Annotated in this window: 17 protein-coding genes; 6 read left to right on the forward strand and 11 right to left on the reverse strand. The window is 54.0% G+C overall.

Going from position 1 to position 16,998, the window contains the following annotated elements; all coding sequences use genetic code 11:
* Positions 1–206 precede the first annotated feature (206 nt).
* Positions 207–998, forward strand: a complete 792-nt coding sequence (locus E3E28_RS07020; RefSeq protein WP_167914539.1) for a hypothetical protein — start codon at positions 207–209, stop codon at positions 996–998.
* Here the strand turns inward: E3E28_RS07020 and E3E28_RS07025 are convergent.
* From E3E28_RS07025 to E3E28_RS07065, 9 genes are all read right to left on the reverse strand, one after another.
* A complete protein-coding gene (locus E3E28_RS07025) occupies positions 995–1,339 on the reverse strand; it encodes a DUF1667 domain-containing protein (RefSeq protein WP_167914540.1) in 345 nt (114 codons plus the stop codon). The genes E3E28_RS07020 and E3E28_RS07025 overlap by 4 nt on opposite strands.
* On the reverse strand, positions 1,336–2,592 hold the full coding sequence (locus E3E28_RS07030) for an NAD(P)/FAD-dependent oxidoreductase (protein WP_167914541.1): 1,257 nt from the start codon (positions 2,590–2,592) through the stop codon (positions 1,336–1,338). The genes E3E28_RS07025 and E3E28_RS07030 overlap by 4 nt, the downstream gene beginning before the upstream one ends.
* On the reverse strand, positions 2,592–4,079 hold the full coding sequence (locus tag E3E28_RS07035; RefSeq protein ID WP_167914542.1) for an NAD(P)/FAD-dependent oxidoreductase: 1,488 nt from the start codon (positions 4,077–4,079) through the stop codon (positions 2,592–2,594). Before E3E28_RS07035 ends, E3E28_RS07030 begins: the two co-directional genes overlap by 1 nt.
* A 148-nt stretch (positions 4,080–4,227) precedes the next feature.
* Positions 4,228–4,932, reverse strand: a complete 705-nt coding sequence (locus tag E3E28_RS07040) for a hypothetical protein (protein ID WP_167914543.1) — start codon at positions 4,930–4,932, stop codon at positions 4,228–4,230.
* A gap of 63 nt (positions 4,933–4,995) precedes the next feature.
* On the reverse strand, positions 4,996–6,477 hold the full coding sequence (glpK, locus tag E3E28_RS07045) for a glycerol kinase GlpK (protein WP_167914544.1): 1,482 nt from the start codon (positions 6,475–6,477) through the stop codon (positions 4,996–4,998).
* 34 nt (positions 6,478–6,511) lie between these two features.
* The gene (locus tag E3E28_RS07050; RefSeq protein ID WP_167914545.1) at positions 6,512–7,858 is read right to left on the reverse strand and encodes a hypothetical protein; all 1,347 of its coding nucleotides are present in this window, start codon (positions 7,856–7,858) and stop codon (positions 6,512–6,514) included.
* On the reverse strand, positions 7,845–9,107 hold the full coding sequence (locus tag E3E28_RS07055; RefSeq protein WP_167914546.1) for a hypothetical protein: 1,263 nt from the start codon (positions 9,105–9,107) through the stop codon (positions 7,845–7,847). The genes E3E28_RS07050 and E3E28_RS07055 overlap by 14 nt, the downstream gene beginning before the upstream one ends.
* Positions 9,108–9,139: 32 nt before the next feature.
* A complete protein-coding gene (locus E3E28_RS07060; RefSeq protein WP_167914547.1) occupies positions 9,140–9,886 on the reverse strand; it encodes a glycerophosphodiester phosphodiesterase family protein in 747 nt (248 codons plus the stop codon).
* Positions 9,849–10,625: a glycerophosphodiester phosphodiesterase family protein gene (locus E3E28_RS07065; RefSeq protein ID WP_167915293.1), complete on the reverse strand. Its 777-nt coding sequence runs from the start codon at positions 10,623–10,625 to the stop codon at positions 9,849–9,851. Before E3E28_RS07065 ends, E3E28_RS07060 begins: the two co-directional genes overlap by 38 nt.
* Before the next feature lie 90 nt (positions 10,626–10,715).
* On the opposite strand from E3E28_RS07065, the gene E3E28_RS07070 reads away from it, so the two are divergent.
* Positions 10,716–12,038, forward strand: coding sequence for an SLC45 family MFS transporter (locus E3E28_RS07070; protein WP_167914548.1), 1,323 nt, complete (start codon positions 10,716–10,718; stop codon positions 12,036–12,038).
* Between the two features lie 3 nt (positions 12,039–12,041).
* Here E3E28_RS07070 and E3E28_RS07075 read toward each other — a convergent pair whose 3' ends face one another.
* Positions 12,042–12,386 (reverse strand): hypothetical protein, encoded by a 345-nt coding sequence (locus E3E28_RS07075; RefSeq protein ID WP_167914549.1) that lies wholly within the window; start codon positions 12,384–12,386, stop codon positions 12,042–12,044.
* 444 nt (positions 12,387–12,830) lie between these two features.
* Between E3E28_RS07075 and E3E28_RS07080 the strand changes: the two genes are divergently transcribed.
* The 4 genes from E3E28_RS07080 to E3E28_RS07095 all read left to right on the forward strand — a co-directional run bounded on the left by E3E28_RS07080 (position 12,831) and on the right by E3E28_RS07095 (position 16,304).
* Positions 12,831–14,156 carry an MFS transporter gene (locus tag E3E28_RS07080; protein ID WP_167914550.1) on the forward strand — a complete coding sequence of 442 codons (1,326 nt, stop codon included), beginning with the start codon at positions 12,831–12,833 and terminating at the stop codon, positions 14,154–14,156.
* Positions 14,157–14,159: 3 nt separating this feature from the next.
* Positions 14,160–15,020 (forward strand): alpha/beta fold hydrolase, encoded by an 861-nt coding sequence (locus E3E28_RS07085; protein WP_167914551.1) that lies wholly within the window; start codon positions 14,160–14,162, stop codon positions 15,018–15,020.
* A 34-nt stretch (positions 15,021–15,054) separates the two neighbouring features.
* On the forward strand, positions 15,055–15,771 hold the full coding sequence (locus tag E3E28_RS07090; protein ID WP_167914552.1) for a DUF2334 domain-containing protein: 717 nt from the start codon (positions 15,055–15,057) through the stop codon (positions 15,769–15,771).
* A gap of 203 nt (positions 15,772–15,974) precedes the next feature.
* A complete protein-coding gene (locus E3E28_RS07095; RefSeq protein WP_167913540.1) occupies positions 15,975–16,304 on the forward strand; it encodes a hypothetical protein in 330 nt (109 codons plus the stop codon).
* Here E3E28_RS07095 and upp read toward each other — a convergent pair.
* Positions 16,298–16,966 (reverse strand): uracil phosphoribosyltransferase, encoded by a 669-nt coding sequence (gene upp, locus E3E28_RS07100; protein WP_167914553.1) that lies wholly within the window; start codon positions 16,964–16,966, stop codon positions 16,298–16,300. The two genes, E3E28_RS07095 and upp, sit on opposite strands and share 7 nt — an antisense overlap.
* Between the last annotated feature and the right edge of the window lie 32 nt (positions 16,967–16,998).

Consider the following 16,998-nt stretch of genomic DNA (forward strand, 5'->3'; position numbering starts at 1 on the left):
GGGGGAAGTGAGGGCCTGTTGACGGGCAACTTTACGGTTCTCGGGGAGTGGAGTTAACCTCCTTCTCTCTCAAGAACGATATTCCCTGGTTGTAACCACTTACAATGAGGGTGTTTTATCCAGTATGATTTTCAATTTTTCCTCAATCAAAAAGTATTTAAACTCGATTCTCCTTTCCCCTATGAAAACGAGTGGAGGTAGTAGTGATGAGGAAGGTTGCGCTCTCTCTGTTCCTCGTTGCGATTGTTGTCCTCGCCGCTGGATGCGTTGGTAAGAGCACCGGCCTAACCGAAGAGAAGGTCATCAATGCCATAAAGAACATAAAAACGGCCCACTATGATGAGAACTTCACGATGGCCATGGACTTCACGATACCTGACGACAATACCACCGTCAACATGACCATGCACTTCAGGATAAACGCCATGATGGACCGCGTGAATAAAAAGGCCCTTGGCAACTACACCGGTTGGGTTTACTATAGTGGTCTTAACATGACGTTCAACTGGCCACTTTACATCGAAGGCAACGGCACATACCTCAAGGTTGACGGCAAGTGGTACAACGCGACCGACCGCCAGGAAACCGGCTCCGGTTCTTACAACCTCGACGCGATACGGGCAATCCTCAACTCGACCAACGTGAGCATAATGCCCGTTGATGGCGGTTACCAGTTCAAGCTCAACGTTACCTTCGAGCAGTTCGCCAACGCCACGGGGAGAACCTATGCCTTGGACAGACTCTTCGAGATAAACGGCACCGTCGAGACTCACGAGGGATGGGTTCTCGTGAAGCTCAAGAAGGATGGCACTCCATACTACATCGAGACTTACTTTGACCTCACCCTCAATATCCCCCATCCACTCACCAACGACACGATTCCAGTCCACGTGATAGTTCACGACAGCGAGGCCCTTAACAAGATTAACGAGCCCGTGGTAATAGAAAAGCCGAAAGGGGTGGAAAACGCCCCACGTTTTGAGGGACTCTGGAGCTAAGCTCCCCTCGTTGCCACTATTTTTATTCCCTCCCACTCCGCAACCGTTTCTCCGACCTTCACCGGGGCTTTGAGCTTCAGCTTTGAGAGGAACTTCATTAGCTCGGGTATCTTCTCCTTAGGCACCGGCTCGGCCGTCTTGACGCTCACCGTGGGCAGGGCCCCTCCTTCAACCGGCACGACGCTCATCACGACCCTCTTCGGATTGGTGACCTCCTGAATAGCCCACTCCTTCCCGCGCGGGCAGGTGCAACCGCGAACTTCCTTGACCTTTCCGTCCTCCATCTCGACCTCGATTGAACAGCCGAGGGGGCAGACGATGCATGTGAAGCGGTAAATCATGCCTTCACCACCTCCACGGTGAGCTTCTTGGCCTTTCTGATTTCCTCCGCTCTGAGCTTTATCCTCAGCATCTCGGCCGGCTTGACAACCGGGAGCTTCATTCTCTTGCCTATCTCCGGAATTCTGAGCTCGACGTCCTCCATCGGCTTAGATACGCGCAGGTAGAGGTAGACGTCTCTATCTCCACTGAGGTAGTGAGGGACCAGCAGACGGACGTTTTCACCCTTCTCTACCTTAACCCACTTCCTGCTCTCGATTCCCCCGTTCTCGATGAACTCTTTGGCTCCCTCCGCCGCCAGTTCGCCCTGCTCCGCGACGTAGTCAACGAGGTCGTTTATCAGGAGCGAGTTCCCGGCGACGAATATTCCCGGGACGCTGGTTTCCAGTCTGTCGTTCACGACCGGTCCGCCCGTTGCCGGGTCAATCTCAACGCCTATGGCTTTCAATTTTTTAACGCTCGGGACGAGGCCGGCCGATATTATCAGGGTGTCGGCCTCAATCCAGAACTCGCTTCCGGGGATTTCGTTGAGGTTCTCATCAACCCTGACAACCTTTACCCGCTCAACGCGACCCTTTCCGCGGACTTCCACGACTTTGTGACTGAGGTAGAGGGGTATGTTGAAGTCCCTGAGAATCATCACGTTTCTCGCAAGTCCTCCCGGATAGGGCATCAGCTCGACAACGGCCTTGACCTTCGCGCCTTCAAGGGCGAACCGGCGCGCCATTATCAAGCCAACGTCGCCGGAACCCACGATGACTATCTCCTTGCCGGGCATTATCCCGTAGATGTCCATCAGCGTCTGGGCCTCCCCTGCTGTGTAGATTCCCGAAACCCTGTCGCCGACGATTCCAATCTCGAAGGCGTGCCTCTCGCGAGCGCCGGCGGCGTAGATTACTGCCTTCGCCCAGGCCTGATAAGCCCCGCTCGGCGAGGTGAAGATTACGACCTTCTCGAGGTCGGAGTAGTTTTTAATCTCGAGAACCCTCGTGGCGGTTTTATACTCCACGCCAAGCTCAACCAGCCTCTTCGCGAGGCGCGAGGCAAACTCAGGCCCGGTCAGCTCTTCTTTGTAATAGTGCAGGCCGAAGCCGGGGTGAATGCACTGGGGAAGTATTCCTCCAAGGTAGTCGTTCTCGTCGAGGAGCAAAACCTTTAGACCCAGCTCCTTGGCCCTAATCGCGGCCGCCATTCCGGCCGGACCGCCACCGATGACAACGACGTCGTAGCTCAGCATCGGAATCCTCGGGAACATCAGGCATCCCCCCTGAGGAGAACCTTGACGTCTCCTATTCCAATCTCGCTTCCCTTACCCTTCAGCGTAACCTCCCACGGCTCCACTCCGTATTCCTTCGCCAAAAGCTGGACTATCTTCGGCCTGCAGAAGCTTCCCTGACAGGTTCCCGTTGTGGCTTTGGTCCTGAACTTGACGGAATCAACGCTCGGCGTTTTAACGCCTATGAACTTCATCCTCTCAATCGCCTCCAGAATGTCGCCCTCGCTGACGGAGTTACACCGACACACTATTTTTCCGTAGGCGGGGTTCTTCTTCACGGCCTCGTTCACCTGCTCGGGCGTCATCATGAAGAAGTGGCTGATTTCCTTCCGGTAGGGGTTCCACTTCTCCTTTTCCTTCAGCTCGATTCCAAGGTCGCGCTCGATTATTTCAGCAACCTCGTAGGCTATCGCAGGGGCGCTCGTCAGGCCTGGTGAGCGTATTCCAGCGACGTTGATGAAGCCCCAGACCTCTTCCTCGGCTTTGATTATGAAGTCCCCTCCCGTCGGCTCGGGCCTCAGACCGGCAAAGGTTCTGATTACCTTGCTCCTCGGGGGCAGTTGTGGCCAGAGCTTCTTGGCCCCTTCCCAGACCTGCTCAAGGCCTTCCTTGGTCGTGGCGAGGTTCTCCTTCTCCTCGGGCGGTAAATCCTGGGCGTTCGGCCCTATCATCAGATGGCCGGAAATCTCGGTGGTCACGACTATTCCCTTGCTTATCGGCGTCGGCGTCGGGAAGAGGACGCGCTTCGGCCCGGGAACGTCATCGTCAAAAATCCAGTACTCACCCTTCCTCGGGTGGATTTCGAAGTAGTCTATACCTGCCATTCTCGCTATTTTGTCCGCGTAAAGACCCGCTGCATTGATAACGATGTCCGCCTCGATGAAGCCGTTGTTCGTCTCTACACCCTTAACCTCGCCGTTCTCGACCTTTATGCCCGTAACTTCCGTCTCAAGGTGCGTCTTCACGCCGTTCGCAACGGCGTTCTCGGTTATCGCGATAACGGCCGGAATCGGTCCAATCTGGCCCACTATTGGAACCCATAACGCTCCAATCGCTTCCCTCGTGAGGTTGGGCTCAAGGTGGAAGAGTTCGTCCCTATCGACGATTCTCATTTCAGGAACGCCGTTTTTCCTCCCGCGCTCCAAAAGCCTCTCAAGCTCGTCAAAGTCCTCATCCTTCGTCGCGACTATCAATGCCCCGTTCCAGACGTGCGGAATCTCAAGCTCCTTGACCCACTGGTGCCAGAGCCTGTTTCCCCTTATGCACAGCTTGGCTCTCGTCGGATACTTCTCGGGGTCGTCGTCGTAGCCACCGTGAATTAACGCTGTGTTGGCCTTGCTCACTCCCCAGCCGACGTCTGGAGCTTTTTCTATCAGGTGGACTTCGAGGTTCTCGTACCTGCTGAGAACCCTCGCTATGCTCGCCCCGCTAATTCCTGCCCCTATTATAGCGACTTTCGTCTTCATAACCTTCACCTCGATTTAACTTGAGAAAGGGTTTTGGATGTTTTAAAGCTTTCCTTAACCTTTAGTTTGGCGAAAAGGCGAGGAAAGAACTCTTAAGCGCATTAGAAAAAAGGACAGGGGAGGACAGGGTTCGAATGGGCGAAGATGTTCATTGTCTCCATTCACCGAGGAGCGTAAAGTTTCCCTCTTTGAACCAGTTAGCGCCCACAACGTTGGAGGGGCCGTGACTCCTCCCCACTAAGTGCCCTCCGATTGGTTTTCCATCGGCGGTTACAATTAGTGTAACGTTCCACATTCTAATTACCCTCACGAGGTACGGATTCTCAATTGTCCCAGCGTTTGATTCCTCCTCATATTTTAGGGATATGTGGAACGCATAGTGATTTCCTATTCTTTTGACATCTGTGACATTTCCGTTTTCTAAAATCCACCAAAGGAAGTTCATGATATTGAGTTCTGGGGAATATGTGTGAGTAATTATTGACCAATCAAGGTCATTCGAAGTAGAGTTTACCACATAAGGAAAGCTTCTCCCGTCCGTTGTGTTAATCCAGTAAAGGGCGGAGCCGTTTGAGTAGTTTATGCAGGCCTTTAAACTCTCAGCGGGAACGCTGAGGACTGAAAGCGACGTTCCCTTCATTGACCAGCAGAAGGATTCATAAGAGCCCAGTTTGACCAGTACTTGAGTGATTGACGGTGCCTTCTCCCCGACTGTTTGTGTAATGTTTTCCTCAGTGGATATTGTTTGGGATAAGGTGGAGGTGTTGTATTTCCCGTTAGTATCCCCCTTCAGGGCGTAGCCGAGAATTAAGAGAACTGCAAGCACCCAGATAACGACGAGTTTCTTCCTCATGATTTCCCCCCTAATTGTCCTTCTTATGAGTAAAAATGTAATGGGGAATTGAAGAATAGTAAATTATCCTCCGACAACCTTCGCCCAGCCCATGGCCCTCTTCACCGCCTCCTTCCAGCCGTGGTAGAGCTTTCTCCGCGTTTCCTCATCCATTCCCGGCTCGAACACCTTCTCCGCCTTCCAGAGGCTCTCTATCTCCTCAAGGCTCTCCCAGTAATCGACGGCCAGTCCAGCCAGATACGCCGCGCCGAGCGCGGTGGTTTCCTTGACTACGGGCCTGACGACGCGCCTGTTCAGTATGTCTGCCTGGAACTGCATCAGGAAGTCGTTCGCCGTTGCTCCACTGTCAACGCGGAGCTCCTTTATCCCGACGAGCTTCTCCATCTCCTCTATGACGTCGCGCGTCAGGTAAGCTATCGCCTCCAGAGTTGCCCTCGCGAGGTGTTCCCTGCCGGTTCCGCGCGTTATGCCGATTATCAGCCCCCTCGCGAACTGGTCCCAGTACGGTGCTCCAAGGCCGACGAAAGCCGGGACAAAATAAACTCCTTCGTTGCTCTCGAGCTTCCTCGCGAGTTCTTCCGTTTCGGAGGCGTGTTTGATAATCTTTATCCCGTCGCGGAGCCACTGAACCGCTGCCCCGGTTATGAAAACGCTTCCCTCGAGGGCATAGCTGACCTTTCCGTTGAGTCCCCAGGCTATCGTCGTGAGCAGGTTGTTGGAGTAGCGGACTGTTTTTCCCGTGTTGGCAAGGATAAAGCTTCCCGTTCCGTAGGTAGCCTTTACCATTCCCGTCTCGAACCCTGCCTGTCCGAACAGCGCCGCCTGCTGGTCACCAGCGTCACCGCTCACCGGAATCTCTGCCCCAAGGAGTTCTTTCTTGGTGTAGCCGTAGACCTCGCTCGACTCCTTCACTTCCGGCAGAACCTCCTCCGGAATCCCGAAGATTTCGAGCAACTCGTCGTCCCAGTCAAGCCTCTTTATGTTGAAGAGCATCGTCCTTGAGGCGTTGGAGTAATCGGTTACGTGCTCTCCGGTGAGGCGGTAGATTAGGAACGTATCGACGGTTCCGAAGAGAACTTCGCCCTTCTCCGCCTTCTCCCTTAAGCCTGGAACGTTGTCGAGGAGCCACTTGAGCTTGCTCGCGGAGAAATAAGCATCGGGAACGAGGCCGGTCTTCTGCTTTATCACGTCCCCGTATTCGCGCTTTATCTCCTCCACCATCTCGGCCGTTCTCCTGCACTGCCAGACTATCGCGTTGTAGAGCGGTTTTCCGTCGCGGTCAAAGACTATAGTAGTTTCTCTCTGGTTCGTAACGCCTATCGCCGCTATCTGGTCCGGTTCTATTTTTGCCCTCTCAAGGGCTGTCTTTATGGCCCTGAACTGCGCGTCCCAGATTTCCTCCGGGTTGTGCTCCACCCAGCCGGGCTTTGGGTAGTGCTGGGGGAACTCGTACTGACCGAGGCCGATGATGTTGCTCTCCCTGTCGAAGATTATCGCTCTCGCGGAAGTGGTTCCCTCGTCGAGCGATAGTACGAACCTCTCCATACCACCACCAGAATTAAAAATGTTTTAAGGGGTATTAACGGTTTCGCTCGTTCCCTGTAATGCCGGTGAGGATGCAACCGAGGCCAAGAAAAACACCGACGAATGCTAGCTTTGAGGAGAGGTCATGGTAGGCCTCCGGTGAGGCAGTATATGGAAGATAAACCAAGATTACCAGCTGAGCCCGGTCGTACATGGCCGTTCTTAGGTTTTTAATGGCCTGCTGGTTTTCTCGAATGACTTCCCTCAGCACTTCCCTGCTTTCCGGGGATACCTCGTTTAGGTATTCCTCGATTATCTTGTCTTCAAGCTCGTATTTCCTTATGAACTCTTCATAAAAATGGCTTTCATTGTCGACTAAGAGATAGCCAACTTCTCCGGAAGCGTTTTTAAAAGCCCCCAGCTCCCGAAGAGGCAGTGTTCCGTCGAGCCTGAGGGTTTTGGGCCCGTCCCGTCTGACCCGGACGCTAACGTTGAACTCTTTGAGGAGCTCCGCGAGTTTTCTCGCCTTTTCGGGGTCGTCGAGTGTAACATGGAGAAAGACCAAGTTGCTCGAATCTTTTAGGGTTGCGTTGCTCTGGTTGAGCGCTTCGATTATTGAAATGGCCCTCCCTGAATTCCACTGAACCCACGAATCGTAGACATAGGTGCCAACGAAAATTATCGAGAGGGCAATGAGGACACCGAAGACGAGCTTTTTGTCCCTGCTCCTGCTTAAAATAACCCCAACAAGGGCTAAAACTCCCGCACCGGCCCAGAGGAGGACCATGAACGGAACGTTGCTCTCGGGCTTTGGATAGTTTATATTGACGGTGGCGAGGGTGATGTTGCAGGGTTTGCCCTTGCTCCGCAGGCCGAGGGCATACTCCAGGGTAATGGTTAGGTCAACGGTTTTGTTGTGGATAACTGCCCTTTCTTCCGGGTCTTGAATAACGCTCTCAAGCTCCTTAAAGGCCTGAAGTTCCCTCCTGAGTTTCTCCTGCTCCTCCCTGCTGAAGGCGACTCTCGTTTCCTTGTAGTCTGTGATAATGCAATTTCGGGGAAGCCGTTTCTCAAATCCGGTCTCGTTGGTGAGTAGAACATTGAACGAGCCCCCATCCCCGGCGTACAGGGCGATGTTATTGTGAGGTAGACTTTCGAAGAACGACAGCGTTCCGTTGAGCTCATCATTGGTGTAGGCCCTGCACTCGACTGTCATCAAGGCCCGGGGGGTGCAGTTCCAGAGACTCGTGGTGTTGAACGAGCGGAGGACTTCGTTGAATTCACCGTTGGTGGGGATGAAACGGTCGCCTGGACCTGGGTATCTCTCCGGTGGGATGGCTGTCGCGAGCACTATGAACAAAAGGGCAACGATGCAGATGAAGATGGTTTTATCGTGTTTCATTGCCCCGGCGCCTCCCCAGCGCGAGTCCCACAAACACGGCAACGAGGGCGAATTTGGCAAGGAAATCGGAGTAGCCTCCGTAGTCTGGAATTATCGCCTCGGGGCTGGTGGCAAAAACGGCTATGCATAAGTTCTTCTGGTCTCTATCCTGGTGAAGTGTCTCTTTTAGGTCGGCCATATAATCCTCGACGGCTTTCCTCTCGTCGGGGGTTAGGTACGGCAGATATTTTTCAAGCGTCGTTAGTGTCTCGTTTATCTCCCGTGTCCCGTGTCTCTCCTCCAGGAGGGCATTGAGGGATTCAGAGTCAATCACTGAGGTCTCCCAGCCCCTCTCTTTAAACGCATCAATGATTCTCTTGTAGTTGTTCATATTCACCTTAACGTGGATTCTCAGGACCGTGTCCTCCCACCTGACAGAGCCAATCGTCGCGTTGTTCTCCTTTACTGTTTTGAGGAACCAGTTGACATCTTCGCGGGAGCTGAAATCTCCTTGAGCACCTCCTATCTCGGTGCACCATCCGCCGGTGGAGTTTAGGGCCAGTAGCTCGTTAAACGCCTCCGCCGTTCCGGAGATTTTTCTCTCCATCTGTAGATAATCCCTGAGAAAAAGGGCGCTCAGGAGAAGGGTAATTAAGAAGACCGCAAGGAGAGCTTTGCTTCTCCTGTGGCTCACTATAATCCCTGCAACGCTCACGATAAGAATCCCAAGCCAAATGGCTACGAACGGTAGCTTCACGGGTTCCATCATCCCTGTGAAAAAGACCGTAACCTTAACCCACGTCACGTTGACAGGGGTTTCCGGAGAACCCGCAAAGTCAAAGAACGGCTCAAGCTTTTCGTAGTCTGGCGTGCCTGCGGTTAAGTTCTTAAGCCTCTCCGACGCCCTGTAAAGCTTGTCATCGTAACTGAGTGAGTCCCGTCCGAGGACGTAGCACCCCGAGGGTATCTCCTCAAAAAATCTGCTCCAGTTCCTCACGAGAACCGTTGTTTTGAACATCCCAGGTTTGGAGACGCCGTAGTCGTGTGGATAGCTCAGTGTCCAGTTCACTACGTAGCTGTAGTAGGAACTCGTGTCCGCGGTGCACTCAACGTAGCCAACCCACCTCGGTGGTCCATCATAAGTTTCAATGGTGCCCTTAAAGAAGCCCGCGTAAGGTGGGGAGTACGTGTAAGAGGGAATCGTGAGGGAAACCGTGAGAAGCGCTGTGATTACAAGGAGTAGCCAATCGGCCTTTCTCACGTACCCCACCAGGAGAAGTAAAATAAAAAACCTTAAAAAGTTTACCTGAGTCCAGCGTCCTGGAGGTAGGAGAGCATCCTCTCGACGTCGTTCGCTATCACGACCTCGAAGAGCCCCTTGAGCTTCAGCAGGTTGTCGTCCTTGTAGAACAGCTCGTCGTTTTCTGTCCAGAGGACGACCTTGAGCCCGAGGGAGCGGGCCCAGCCGATGGCCTGAACCGTTTTCTCGAAGCCAAGCAGGGGTATCGCTTCCATCGGGATGTTAATTGACCAGAGGTTAAGCTCCTCCTTGAGCTTGGGTATGAGTGCGACGGCTTCCTCCCTGTTGATTAAAAGTCCCATTCTCGTGTCCTTATCGTATTTTCTGTACTCTTTCAGGGCCTCGACATCAAAGGACGAGATAAGAACCCTATCGGGATTGTTCCCCTTGACGATTTTAGCCACTTCTTCAACGGCGTCCCTGTCCTTGAGCTCGACGTTGATAAGCGCATTCTCAGGGAGGGCCTCGAACACTTCCTCAAGGGTGGGTATCCTTTCGCCCATGCCTATGTCTGCCTTCTTCAGCTCCTCAAGGGTCATGTCCTTCTGCCTTCCGCTCATGTCGCTCGTCCTGTCGATGGTCTCGTCGTGTATAACGACGACCTTTCCATCCTTGGTCAGCCATACGTCGAGTTCGACGCCATCTGCTCCGGCTTCAACTGCCTTCTTAAAGGCCAGTATGCTGTTCTCTGGGAACTTTCCCATGCAACCCCTATGGCCGAGAACTATAACTCCGTCCTTTTCCCACATGGCAGGTCGCCTCAACTTTGATGCTCCCGAAGGATATAAACCTTTTCAGCCTCGCAGGGTCGTCCGAGATTACAGCGTCCACCAGAGACGTGAGTTTTGGCACAAATGACAGCTCGTTCATTCTGTAATTCCACAGCCACGTTCGAACTCTTTTCCTGCGGTAAAACCTCAGGAGGGAAATTAACCCGTTAAACCCGATGTAACCGGCGAGGTCAAGGGGGACGTGGATTGAATAGACTCCCTCTGGTGGTTTCAGGCTCATCACCGCGTTTCTGGCGCAGGTTATCGAGAACCCCACACGGCAGTTCGGGCATTCCTTGACAATGGTTCTTACCCATTCCGGGTCGTCCGCGGAAATCACGGCGCGCTCAAGGTATCCTGTACGCTCAAGAACACCGATTATTGACTCGAGTGTCTCCATCTCCTTGATGTCCACGTTCAGAACTCCGGGAGAGAGCTTCAGAACGCGGTTGAACGTTGGAACGAGCCGTCCAAGCGGATGGAGTTTTACCAGCTCCCCGTAGGTTAGCTCACGAACCAGGTACTTTTCCCTGCCCGCTCTGAACTCTCCGTCGTGGAGCACCACCAACCTTCCGTCCGCGGTTATCCTAACGTCGAGTTCTATTCCGTCAGCGTGCCTTAGAGCTCGCCTGAATGCAGGGATGGTGTTCTCCAGCGGGCCCCTAACCCCACGGTGTCCCAGTAAGATGAAACTGGCATCATTGTTCGAAATTGGCATCTCCACTACCGACCAAAGATGCACTCACAAGCCTTAAAAGTCTCCCTCCCAACACTATAAGCCTATATTGATGCATACGGGGGGAGGGAGATGGAGTTTAAATACAGCAGGATATTCATCCTCGGCTTTGGCTTCTTCGGCATCAGCATTATCTGGGCCCTCTACAACGCCTACATTCCGATTTTCCTTCAGGACACTTTCCACCTCAGCAAGACGGTTACGGGCTTCATTATGACCATTGACAACCTCTTCGCGGTTCTACTGCTCCCGTTCCTCGGCGCGCTCAGCGACATGACCCGGACGAGGCTCGGCAGGAGAAAACCCTATATACTCCTCGGTGCACCTTCAGCCGCCCTGATGTTCGCCCTGATTCCCGTTGCAAGGGAGCACGAGAACCTTGCCCTCTTCATGGGAACGATAATCCTCATGAACTTCTTCATGGCACTCTTCCGCTCGCCGGTCGTTGCCTTCATGCCGGACATAACCCCGAGCGAGAAGAGGAGCCAGGCCAACGGTATAATCAACTTCATGGGCGGTCTCGGGGCGCTTCTTGCTTACTTCGGCGGAAAGGTACTCTACGACATGAACTATGCCTACCCCTTCTACTTCGGCGCGGTCATAATGCTCCTCGCAAACCTGCTCGTCGTTCTCGCGGTTCCCGAGCCTGAGGAATACCGGAAGCCTGGAAAGAAGCTCAGCCTGAAGAAACTGCTGGCTGAAACCTCTCACAAGAGCTTCGGAGAACTCAAGGAGAACCTCAAGGACGTCTTTGCCAGCCACGAGAGGAGCCTTTTAGCGATACTCCTCGCGGTGTTCTTCTGGTTCGTGGCCTTCAACTCCCTCGAAACCTTCTTCACGAGCTACGCCAAGTACTACCTCGGCATCGAGGAGAGCACAGGTGCCTTCATGCTCGGCCTGTTCTCGCTCAGCTTCATGCTCTTCGCAATTCCAGCTGGCTTCCTAGGGGCGAGGATTGGCAGGAAGAGAACGATAACGATTGGCCTCATACTCGTTATTGCGATACTCCTCGGAGCTTACATCGTCGGCGAGGGCTCCCGCCCGCAGTCAAGTTCGCTGAGCGACCCGGTTGTGATGACCTTCATGGGGCTGTTCTTCCTCGGTGGAATCGGCTGGGCGATGGTCAACGTGAACTCCCTGCCGATGGTAGTCGACATGACGACCGAGGAGAAGCTCGGTGGCTACACAGGTCTCTATTACTTCTTTAGCCAGGCCGCGAACCTGCTCGCACCTCCTTTGGCGGGAGTCTTCCTCGACCTCATCGGCTACAAAACGTTGCTCCCCTTTGCGGTGGCATTCTTCGCCCTCGCGGTGCTGGCGATGCAGTTCGTCAGGAGGGGCGACGTCGTCCGCTCGAAGGGGGATGCCTTGGACTACGTTCCGGACATGGACTGATTTTTACCCTTTTATTTCAAACGTTTCGCTGATAGAGGCGTTGTTGTCAAAGATGACCGTTATCAGGTGCGTTCCCCGCCTCAACTCCCCGCAGATGGCCTCTCTTAGGTAGTCGTGCCCGAAGTAGTACACCTCGAAGTTATCGTTTAAGGTCATGGTGATGGTGGTGTCCTCATAAACGTTCGTTGGTTTGAGCTTTATAACAGGAGTGACGACGTAAGGGTTTGTACTGGCCTTCCGCCCATCGATATTACATGGCCAAACTGGCCGTCCATCAAGGAGAACTTCTGTAACCTTTATCGTTTTCGTCACGTTGGGCGTTGTCAGCTTGACCGTTGCGACGCACATCAACGTATTCCCGAACTTTACTCTGGGGTTGACACACCTGAGTTTGATTTTAATCCCATCCCCGCTCCACGTTGGGTTTCCCTAGGGTTTCCAGCCGGTTTGTATTTCCGACACTTCATAACAGGCCAGCCCCGTGATTAATATCGCAAGGACTACCGCCACTGTTGCAATGGTCCACCTGTCCATGGTTTTCCCATCTCCTAAGGGGCTTAAAGAACGTTTTGAAGTTCAAAGTGCTGTATAATATGAGAGTAATCTCATTGTCCGAATATGTCATCTTTACTACCGCTCATACATGAACTCAAAATCCTTAAAAGCCCCTCCGAGCAAACTTCCTACCACTATTTGAGTGGGGAGAATGGAGTTCACGCCAGGGGACGTTGGTAATGCTGTCTTCGGAACCCCGGATGTACCTTGTGACCCCATCGACAGAGGTGGTGTAATATGGAGAAAAAGTTTAACTGGGGAACGGTTCTTGGTTTGGCGTTACTTGGCTTCAGCATGAGCACCGGGTGGGCCTTGAACAAGGGTCTGTCCTTTAAACTGCTTCAGAACGGCTACACAAACTCAGCGTTTATAATCGGCGCCGTGCTCTCGCTCCAGGGCCTTATGGGAATCTTCGTGCCCATCGTTATGGGCTATTACAGCGATACCAGTCGCTTTGGAAGGGGCAGGAGGACCCCGTTCATACTCGCCGGTGGCATCTTCGCCGGTCTCGTCGTTCTCGGGGTCTACTTCAGCTACATCGCACGGGTTCCACTGCTCGCCTTTGCAACGATGCTGGCGCTGTTCTACTTCGCTATGTACTTCTACGTCGCCCAGTACCGCTCTCTCATGCCCGACGTGATTCCGAGCGGTGAGCGCGGAAGGGCCAGCGGTATAATAACGCTCTTCGAGTGGGCGGGCAACCTCTTCCTCTTCGGAAGCCTCGCATTCCTCATAATCAAGGCCACCAAGGTTACTGGCATCGACAACGAGATTGAGGCCCTCATAAAGGCCGGCTATATGTGGATTCCCTTCGCCGTCGTTGCCGGATTTCTGATGCTGTCTGCCTTCATAGTATACGCCAAGGTCAAGGAACCGGCTTTCCCCGAGGAGATGCCCGAGGAGGGCCTCACCGACTACCTGCGCTCGATAGTCGCCGACAGGGACTTCCTCAAGTTCTACTCGGCCCAGATACTGTGGTGGATGAGCTTTGAGTTCGTGGCGGTTTTCATGTTCGGAATCCTCGAGTCCGTTCTTGGAACCAAGGACGTTACCGCCCTCGGAAACGCCATAATGGCCCTGTTCAACGTTCTCGTGCTCGTCGGTGCGGTTGTAGGTGGAGTGCTCTACGACAGGATGGGCAGGAGGAAGTCAATAATCCTCGGTGGCCTCATATTCCTGATGCCCTTCCTTGCCGGCTGGTTTGTCCACACCAAGCTTCAGATAACCGCGCTGATAGGCTTCGCAGGAATCGGCTGGGGAATGCTCATGTCGACCTCGTGGCCCGTCATCGGCGACCTGCTCACCAAGTACGAGCGCGAGGCCTTCAACGGCCGTTACTACGGCTTCTTCGAGGCCACCAAGTCCTTCCCGATACTCATCGCGGGCCTCGTTGGTGGAGCGATAGTCCAGCTCGCCGGTGGCAACTACAAGGTCCTGTTCCCGGTCGGCGCAATCTTCGTCATAATCGCCCTGCCCCTCATCTGGGGCATGAAGAACCTCGACGAGATATCCAAGGAGAAGCCAAAAGTCGAGGCCATAGAAGAGACCGAGATGGGGGTATGAGACGTGCTCTGGGGCGTTTTGATTTTTCTCCTCCTTCTGTTCCTGGCCTTTTCGGCCTTCGTCGGCTACAAGATGGTGAAGCCCCCGCGCTTCGTCGGTGAATGGACGCCGAAGGACTTGGGCTACGACTACGAGGACGTGACAATTGAGACGAGAGATGGGCTGAAGCTCAGCGCCTGGTGGGTTCCCAACGAGGGCCCCGTCGTGATGCCCCTCCACGGCTACACGAGGAGCAGGTGGGACGAGGTTTACATGAAGCAGACCACCGAGTTCCTTCTCAACGAGGGCTACAGCGTTCTCGTCTTCGACTTCCGCGCCCACGGGAAGAGCGAGGGGAAGTTCACCACCGTCGGCGACAGGGAGCTGATTGATGTTCTCTCTGCAGTTGACTGGCTGAAGAAGAACCACCCCGAGAAGGCCGAGAAGATAGGTCTCATCGGCTTCTCAATGGGTGCGGTCGTCACCATAAGGGCCCTCGCCGAAGATGACAGAATAACCTGTGGTGTCGCGGATTCGCCCCCGATTTACCTTGACAAAACCGGCGCGAGGGGCCTGAAGTACTTCGCGAACCTCCCGGAGTGGCTCTACACCTTCGTCAAGCCGTTCACGGTCCTCTTCAGCGGGGCCAAGGACATCGACGTTCTGGGATACGCTGATAGGGTTAGAAAGCCCCTCCTTCTCATAGCCGGAGAGAAGGACCCCCTTGTGAGGCCCGAAGAAGTGAGGGAGTTCTACGAGCGGAACAAAAAGGTGAACCCGGACGTCGAGCTTTGGGTCAGCGACGCGCCCCACGTCAGAACGCTGAAGTTCCACCCGGAGGAGTGGAAGGCCCGGGTTAGGGACTTTCTCAGGAAACACCTTTAGAAAGGTTTTTACGCATTCTTTCCCCCTTTCTTCGATGAAGAGGCCACTCACCTTCGCCGTGCTCTTTCTCGTACTGCTCTCCTCGAGCTCCATCTCCAGTCCGGCTTACGTTCCAGCCTTCGGGCGCTTTGCGATACTCGTCCACGACGTCAGCCCCGGTTACCTTCCACAGCTACGGCAGATAACGGCCGTTATCGATGAGTACGGCCTCCAGAACGAGACCTATCTCTTCGTGATTCCGGACCACGGGGGTGAGATGCCCGTCTGGAAGTACAGGGACTTCATGGAGTTCCTTGCGAAGCTCGAGCGCGAGGGCTACCACATCGAGCTTCACGGCTACACCCACATCGGCGATGAGTTCGACTGCAACGCGACTGTCGCCGAGAAAAAGCTTGAGCTCGGGCTCAGGGCCCTGTCGTATCTCAATGTCACCCCCGAATACTTCATCGCCCCGCGCTACGCCCTTTCCAACGGGGCGCTCGAGGTTCTGCTCGACCACAACATCACCGTCATTGGAAGGAATTTCATCTACTTCCCGAACGGAACCGTTGAGCCGATTTACAACAGGGAATACACGTGGTACGTGCCCTCTTTCCTTCTCCCGTACCAGCTAACCAGTGCCGAGAGCGCCTACGTTAACACAAACGGGACGTTCTTCCTCTCAATCCACCCGAAGGCGGTGAACAACAGACCGGGAATTGAGTTCCTGAGGGAGTTTTTGGAGTTCGTTTCAAAAAGTGGCCTCGGCTAACCCTCTTCTCATCACCGTCAGCGTGGCTAACGCTCGTCATCGGCCGAGGCTTGTTCGCCACAGGGTTTAAAAAGGCACTGGAGAATTGAGCCCGGGGGATGAGGAGCGTTTACCGGTCGGATTGCTACCGGATGAAGAGACTGGCACTGGCCGACCCCAACCGAAAAGCGTAAAAGTTGTTCTTCTCAAAATTTAATCAGGTGATGGGCATGGACTTTGCCCTCTTCATGGAGCGTTATGGATATAAGATTTTACTCGTGGTGTGGATTATAGGAACCTTTGCCTTTATTTTGGGTGCCCTCGGTTACAGTCTCCACACACTGGGCAGGTATACATGGGATGAGGCGGGCTTTTTCATTGCACTCCTTGTGGGTGCCTCGATAATCGGAGCCTACGCTGGGAAGTTCATGAACACGAGCCTTCAGCTTTCGAGCAGGCTTTCCTTCATAAACCGCTCCAAGCTCTTGGAGGATGACAAGAAGCTCGAAAAGGAGAAAGAGAAGCTGAGGGAAGAGGGAGGGAAGCTTTACTGAAGCTTTATGGGCGCGCCAAAGGCCCTGTCGCCGGCATCTCCGAGGCCCGGCAGAATGTAGCCCTTGTCGTTCAGCTCCCTGTCGACCTTGGCAACGAATATCTCGACCTCGGGGTGCTTACCCTTTATTCTCTCTATTCCCTCGGGAGCCGCGAGGACTCCAACGACAATCAGGCGCTTTGGCTTCCCGTAGCGCTTGACCTCGTCGAGAACCTTAATCAGCGTCGAGCCGGTAGCTATCATCGGGTCGGCAACGATGACAGTATCTTCTGGCCTTATCTCCGGAATCTTGACGTAATTCATCTCAATCTCGAACTTTGGAGCTTTTCCGCGCGATGCCGAGACGATGCCGACGCGCGCATGGTCGAGCACCTTGATGAGGCCCTCCATCAGCGGAATCGCCGCGCGGAGAACGGTTATTATGACCACGTTTCGTCTGTCCCTGACGATTACGCCCTCGGTTTCTTCAAGTGGGGTCTTAACGGGAACCCTTTCGGTTTCCATCGTCTTCGTCAGCTCGTAGGCCATGTAACGGCCGAGCTTGACGAGGCCCTTCCTGAAGGCTATCGGTCCGGTTCTCTCATCGCGAAGCTCCGTCAGAATCTCCATCAAAAACGGGCTGTCTTCAAAGGAATAAACACCTTCCCACCTTTCGGCCTTCATGCTCTCACCGCCCGCCACTCGGGGCGAGCCTT

The organism is Thermococcus sp. 21S9 (assembly GCF_012027635.1).
Lineage (GTDB): Archaea > Methanobacteriota_B > Thermococci > Thermococcales > Thermococcaceae > Thermococcus.

Excerpts from the sequence above, each read along its gene's own strand:
- upp (WP_167914553.1), bottom strand. The coding sequence starts at position 16,966 with ATGAAGGCCGAAAGGTGGGAAGGTGTTTATTCCTTTGAAGACAGCCCG.
- E3E28_RS07090 (WP_167914552.1), top strand. The coding sequence starts at position 15,055 with ATGAAGAGGCCACTCACCTTCGCCGTGCTCTTTCTCGTACTGCTCTCC.
- E3E28_RS07080 (WP_167914550.1), top strand. The coding sequence starts at position 12,831 with ATGGAGAAAAAGTTTAACTGGGGAACGGTTCTTGGTTTGGCGTTACTT.
- E3E28_RS07070 (WP_167914548.1), top strand. The coding sequence starts at position 10,716 with ATGGAGTTTAAATACAGCAGGATATTCATCCTCGGCTTTGGCTTCTTC.
- E3E28_RS07030 (WP_167914541.1), bottom strand. The coding sequence starts at position 2,592 with ATGTTCCCGAGGATTCCGATGCTGAGCTACGACGTCGTTGTCATCGGT.
- E3E28_RS07075 (WP_167914549.1), bottom strand. The coding sequence starts at position 12,386 with ATGTGCGTCGCAACGGTCAAGCTGACAACGCCCAACGTGACGAAAACG.
- glpK (WP_167914544.1), bottom strand. The coding sequence starts at position 6,477 with ATGGAGAGGTTCGTACTATCGCTCGACGAGGGAACCACTTCCGCGAGA.
- E3E28_RS07095 (WP_167913540.1), top strand. The coding sequence starts at position 15,975 with ATGGGCATGGACTTTGCCCTCTTCATGGAGCGTTATGGATATAAGATT.
- E3E28_RS07040 (WP_167914543.1), bottom strand. The coding sequence starts at position 4,932 with ATGAGGAAGAAACTCGTCGTTATCTGGGTGCTTGCAGTTCTCTTAATT.
- E3E28_RS07020 (WP_167914539.1), top strand. The coding sequence starts at position 207 with ATGAGGAAGGTTGCGCTCTCTCTGTTCCTCGTTGCGATTGTTGTCCTC.
- E3E28_RS07025 (WP_167914540.1), bottom strand. The coding sequence starts at position 1,339 with ATGATTTACCGCTTCACATGCATCGTCTGCCCCCTCGGCTGTTCAATC.
- E3E28_RS07065 (WP_167915293.1), bottom strand. The coding sequence starts at position 10,625 with ATGCCAATTTCGAACAATGATGCCAGTTTCATCTTACTGGGACACCGT.
- E3E28_RS07035 (WP_167914542.1), bottom strand. The coding sequence starts at position 4,079 with ATGAAGACGAAAGTCGCTATAATAGGGGCAGGAATTAGCGGGGCGAGC.
- E3E28_RS07050 (WP_167914545.1), bottom strand. The coding sequence starts at position 7,858 with ATGAAACACGATAAAACCATCTTCATCTGCATCGTTGCCCTTTTGTTC.
- E3E28_RS07060 (WP_167914547.1), bottom strand. The coding sequence starts at position 9,886 with ATGTGGGAAAAGGACGGAGTTATAGTTCTCGGCCATAGGGGTTGCATG.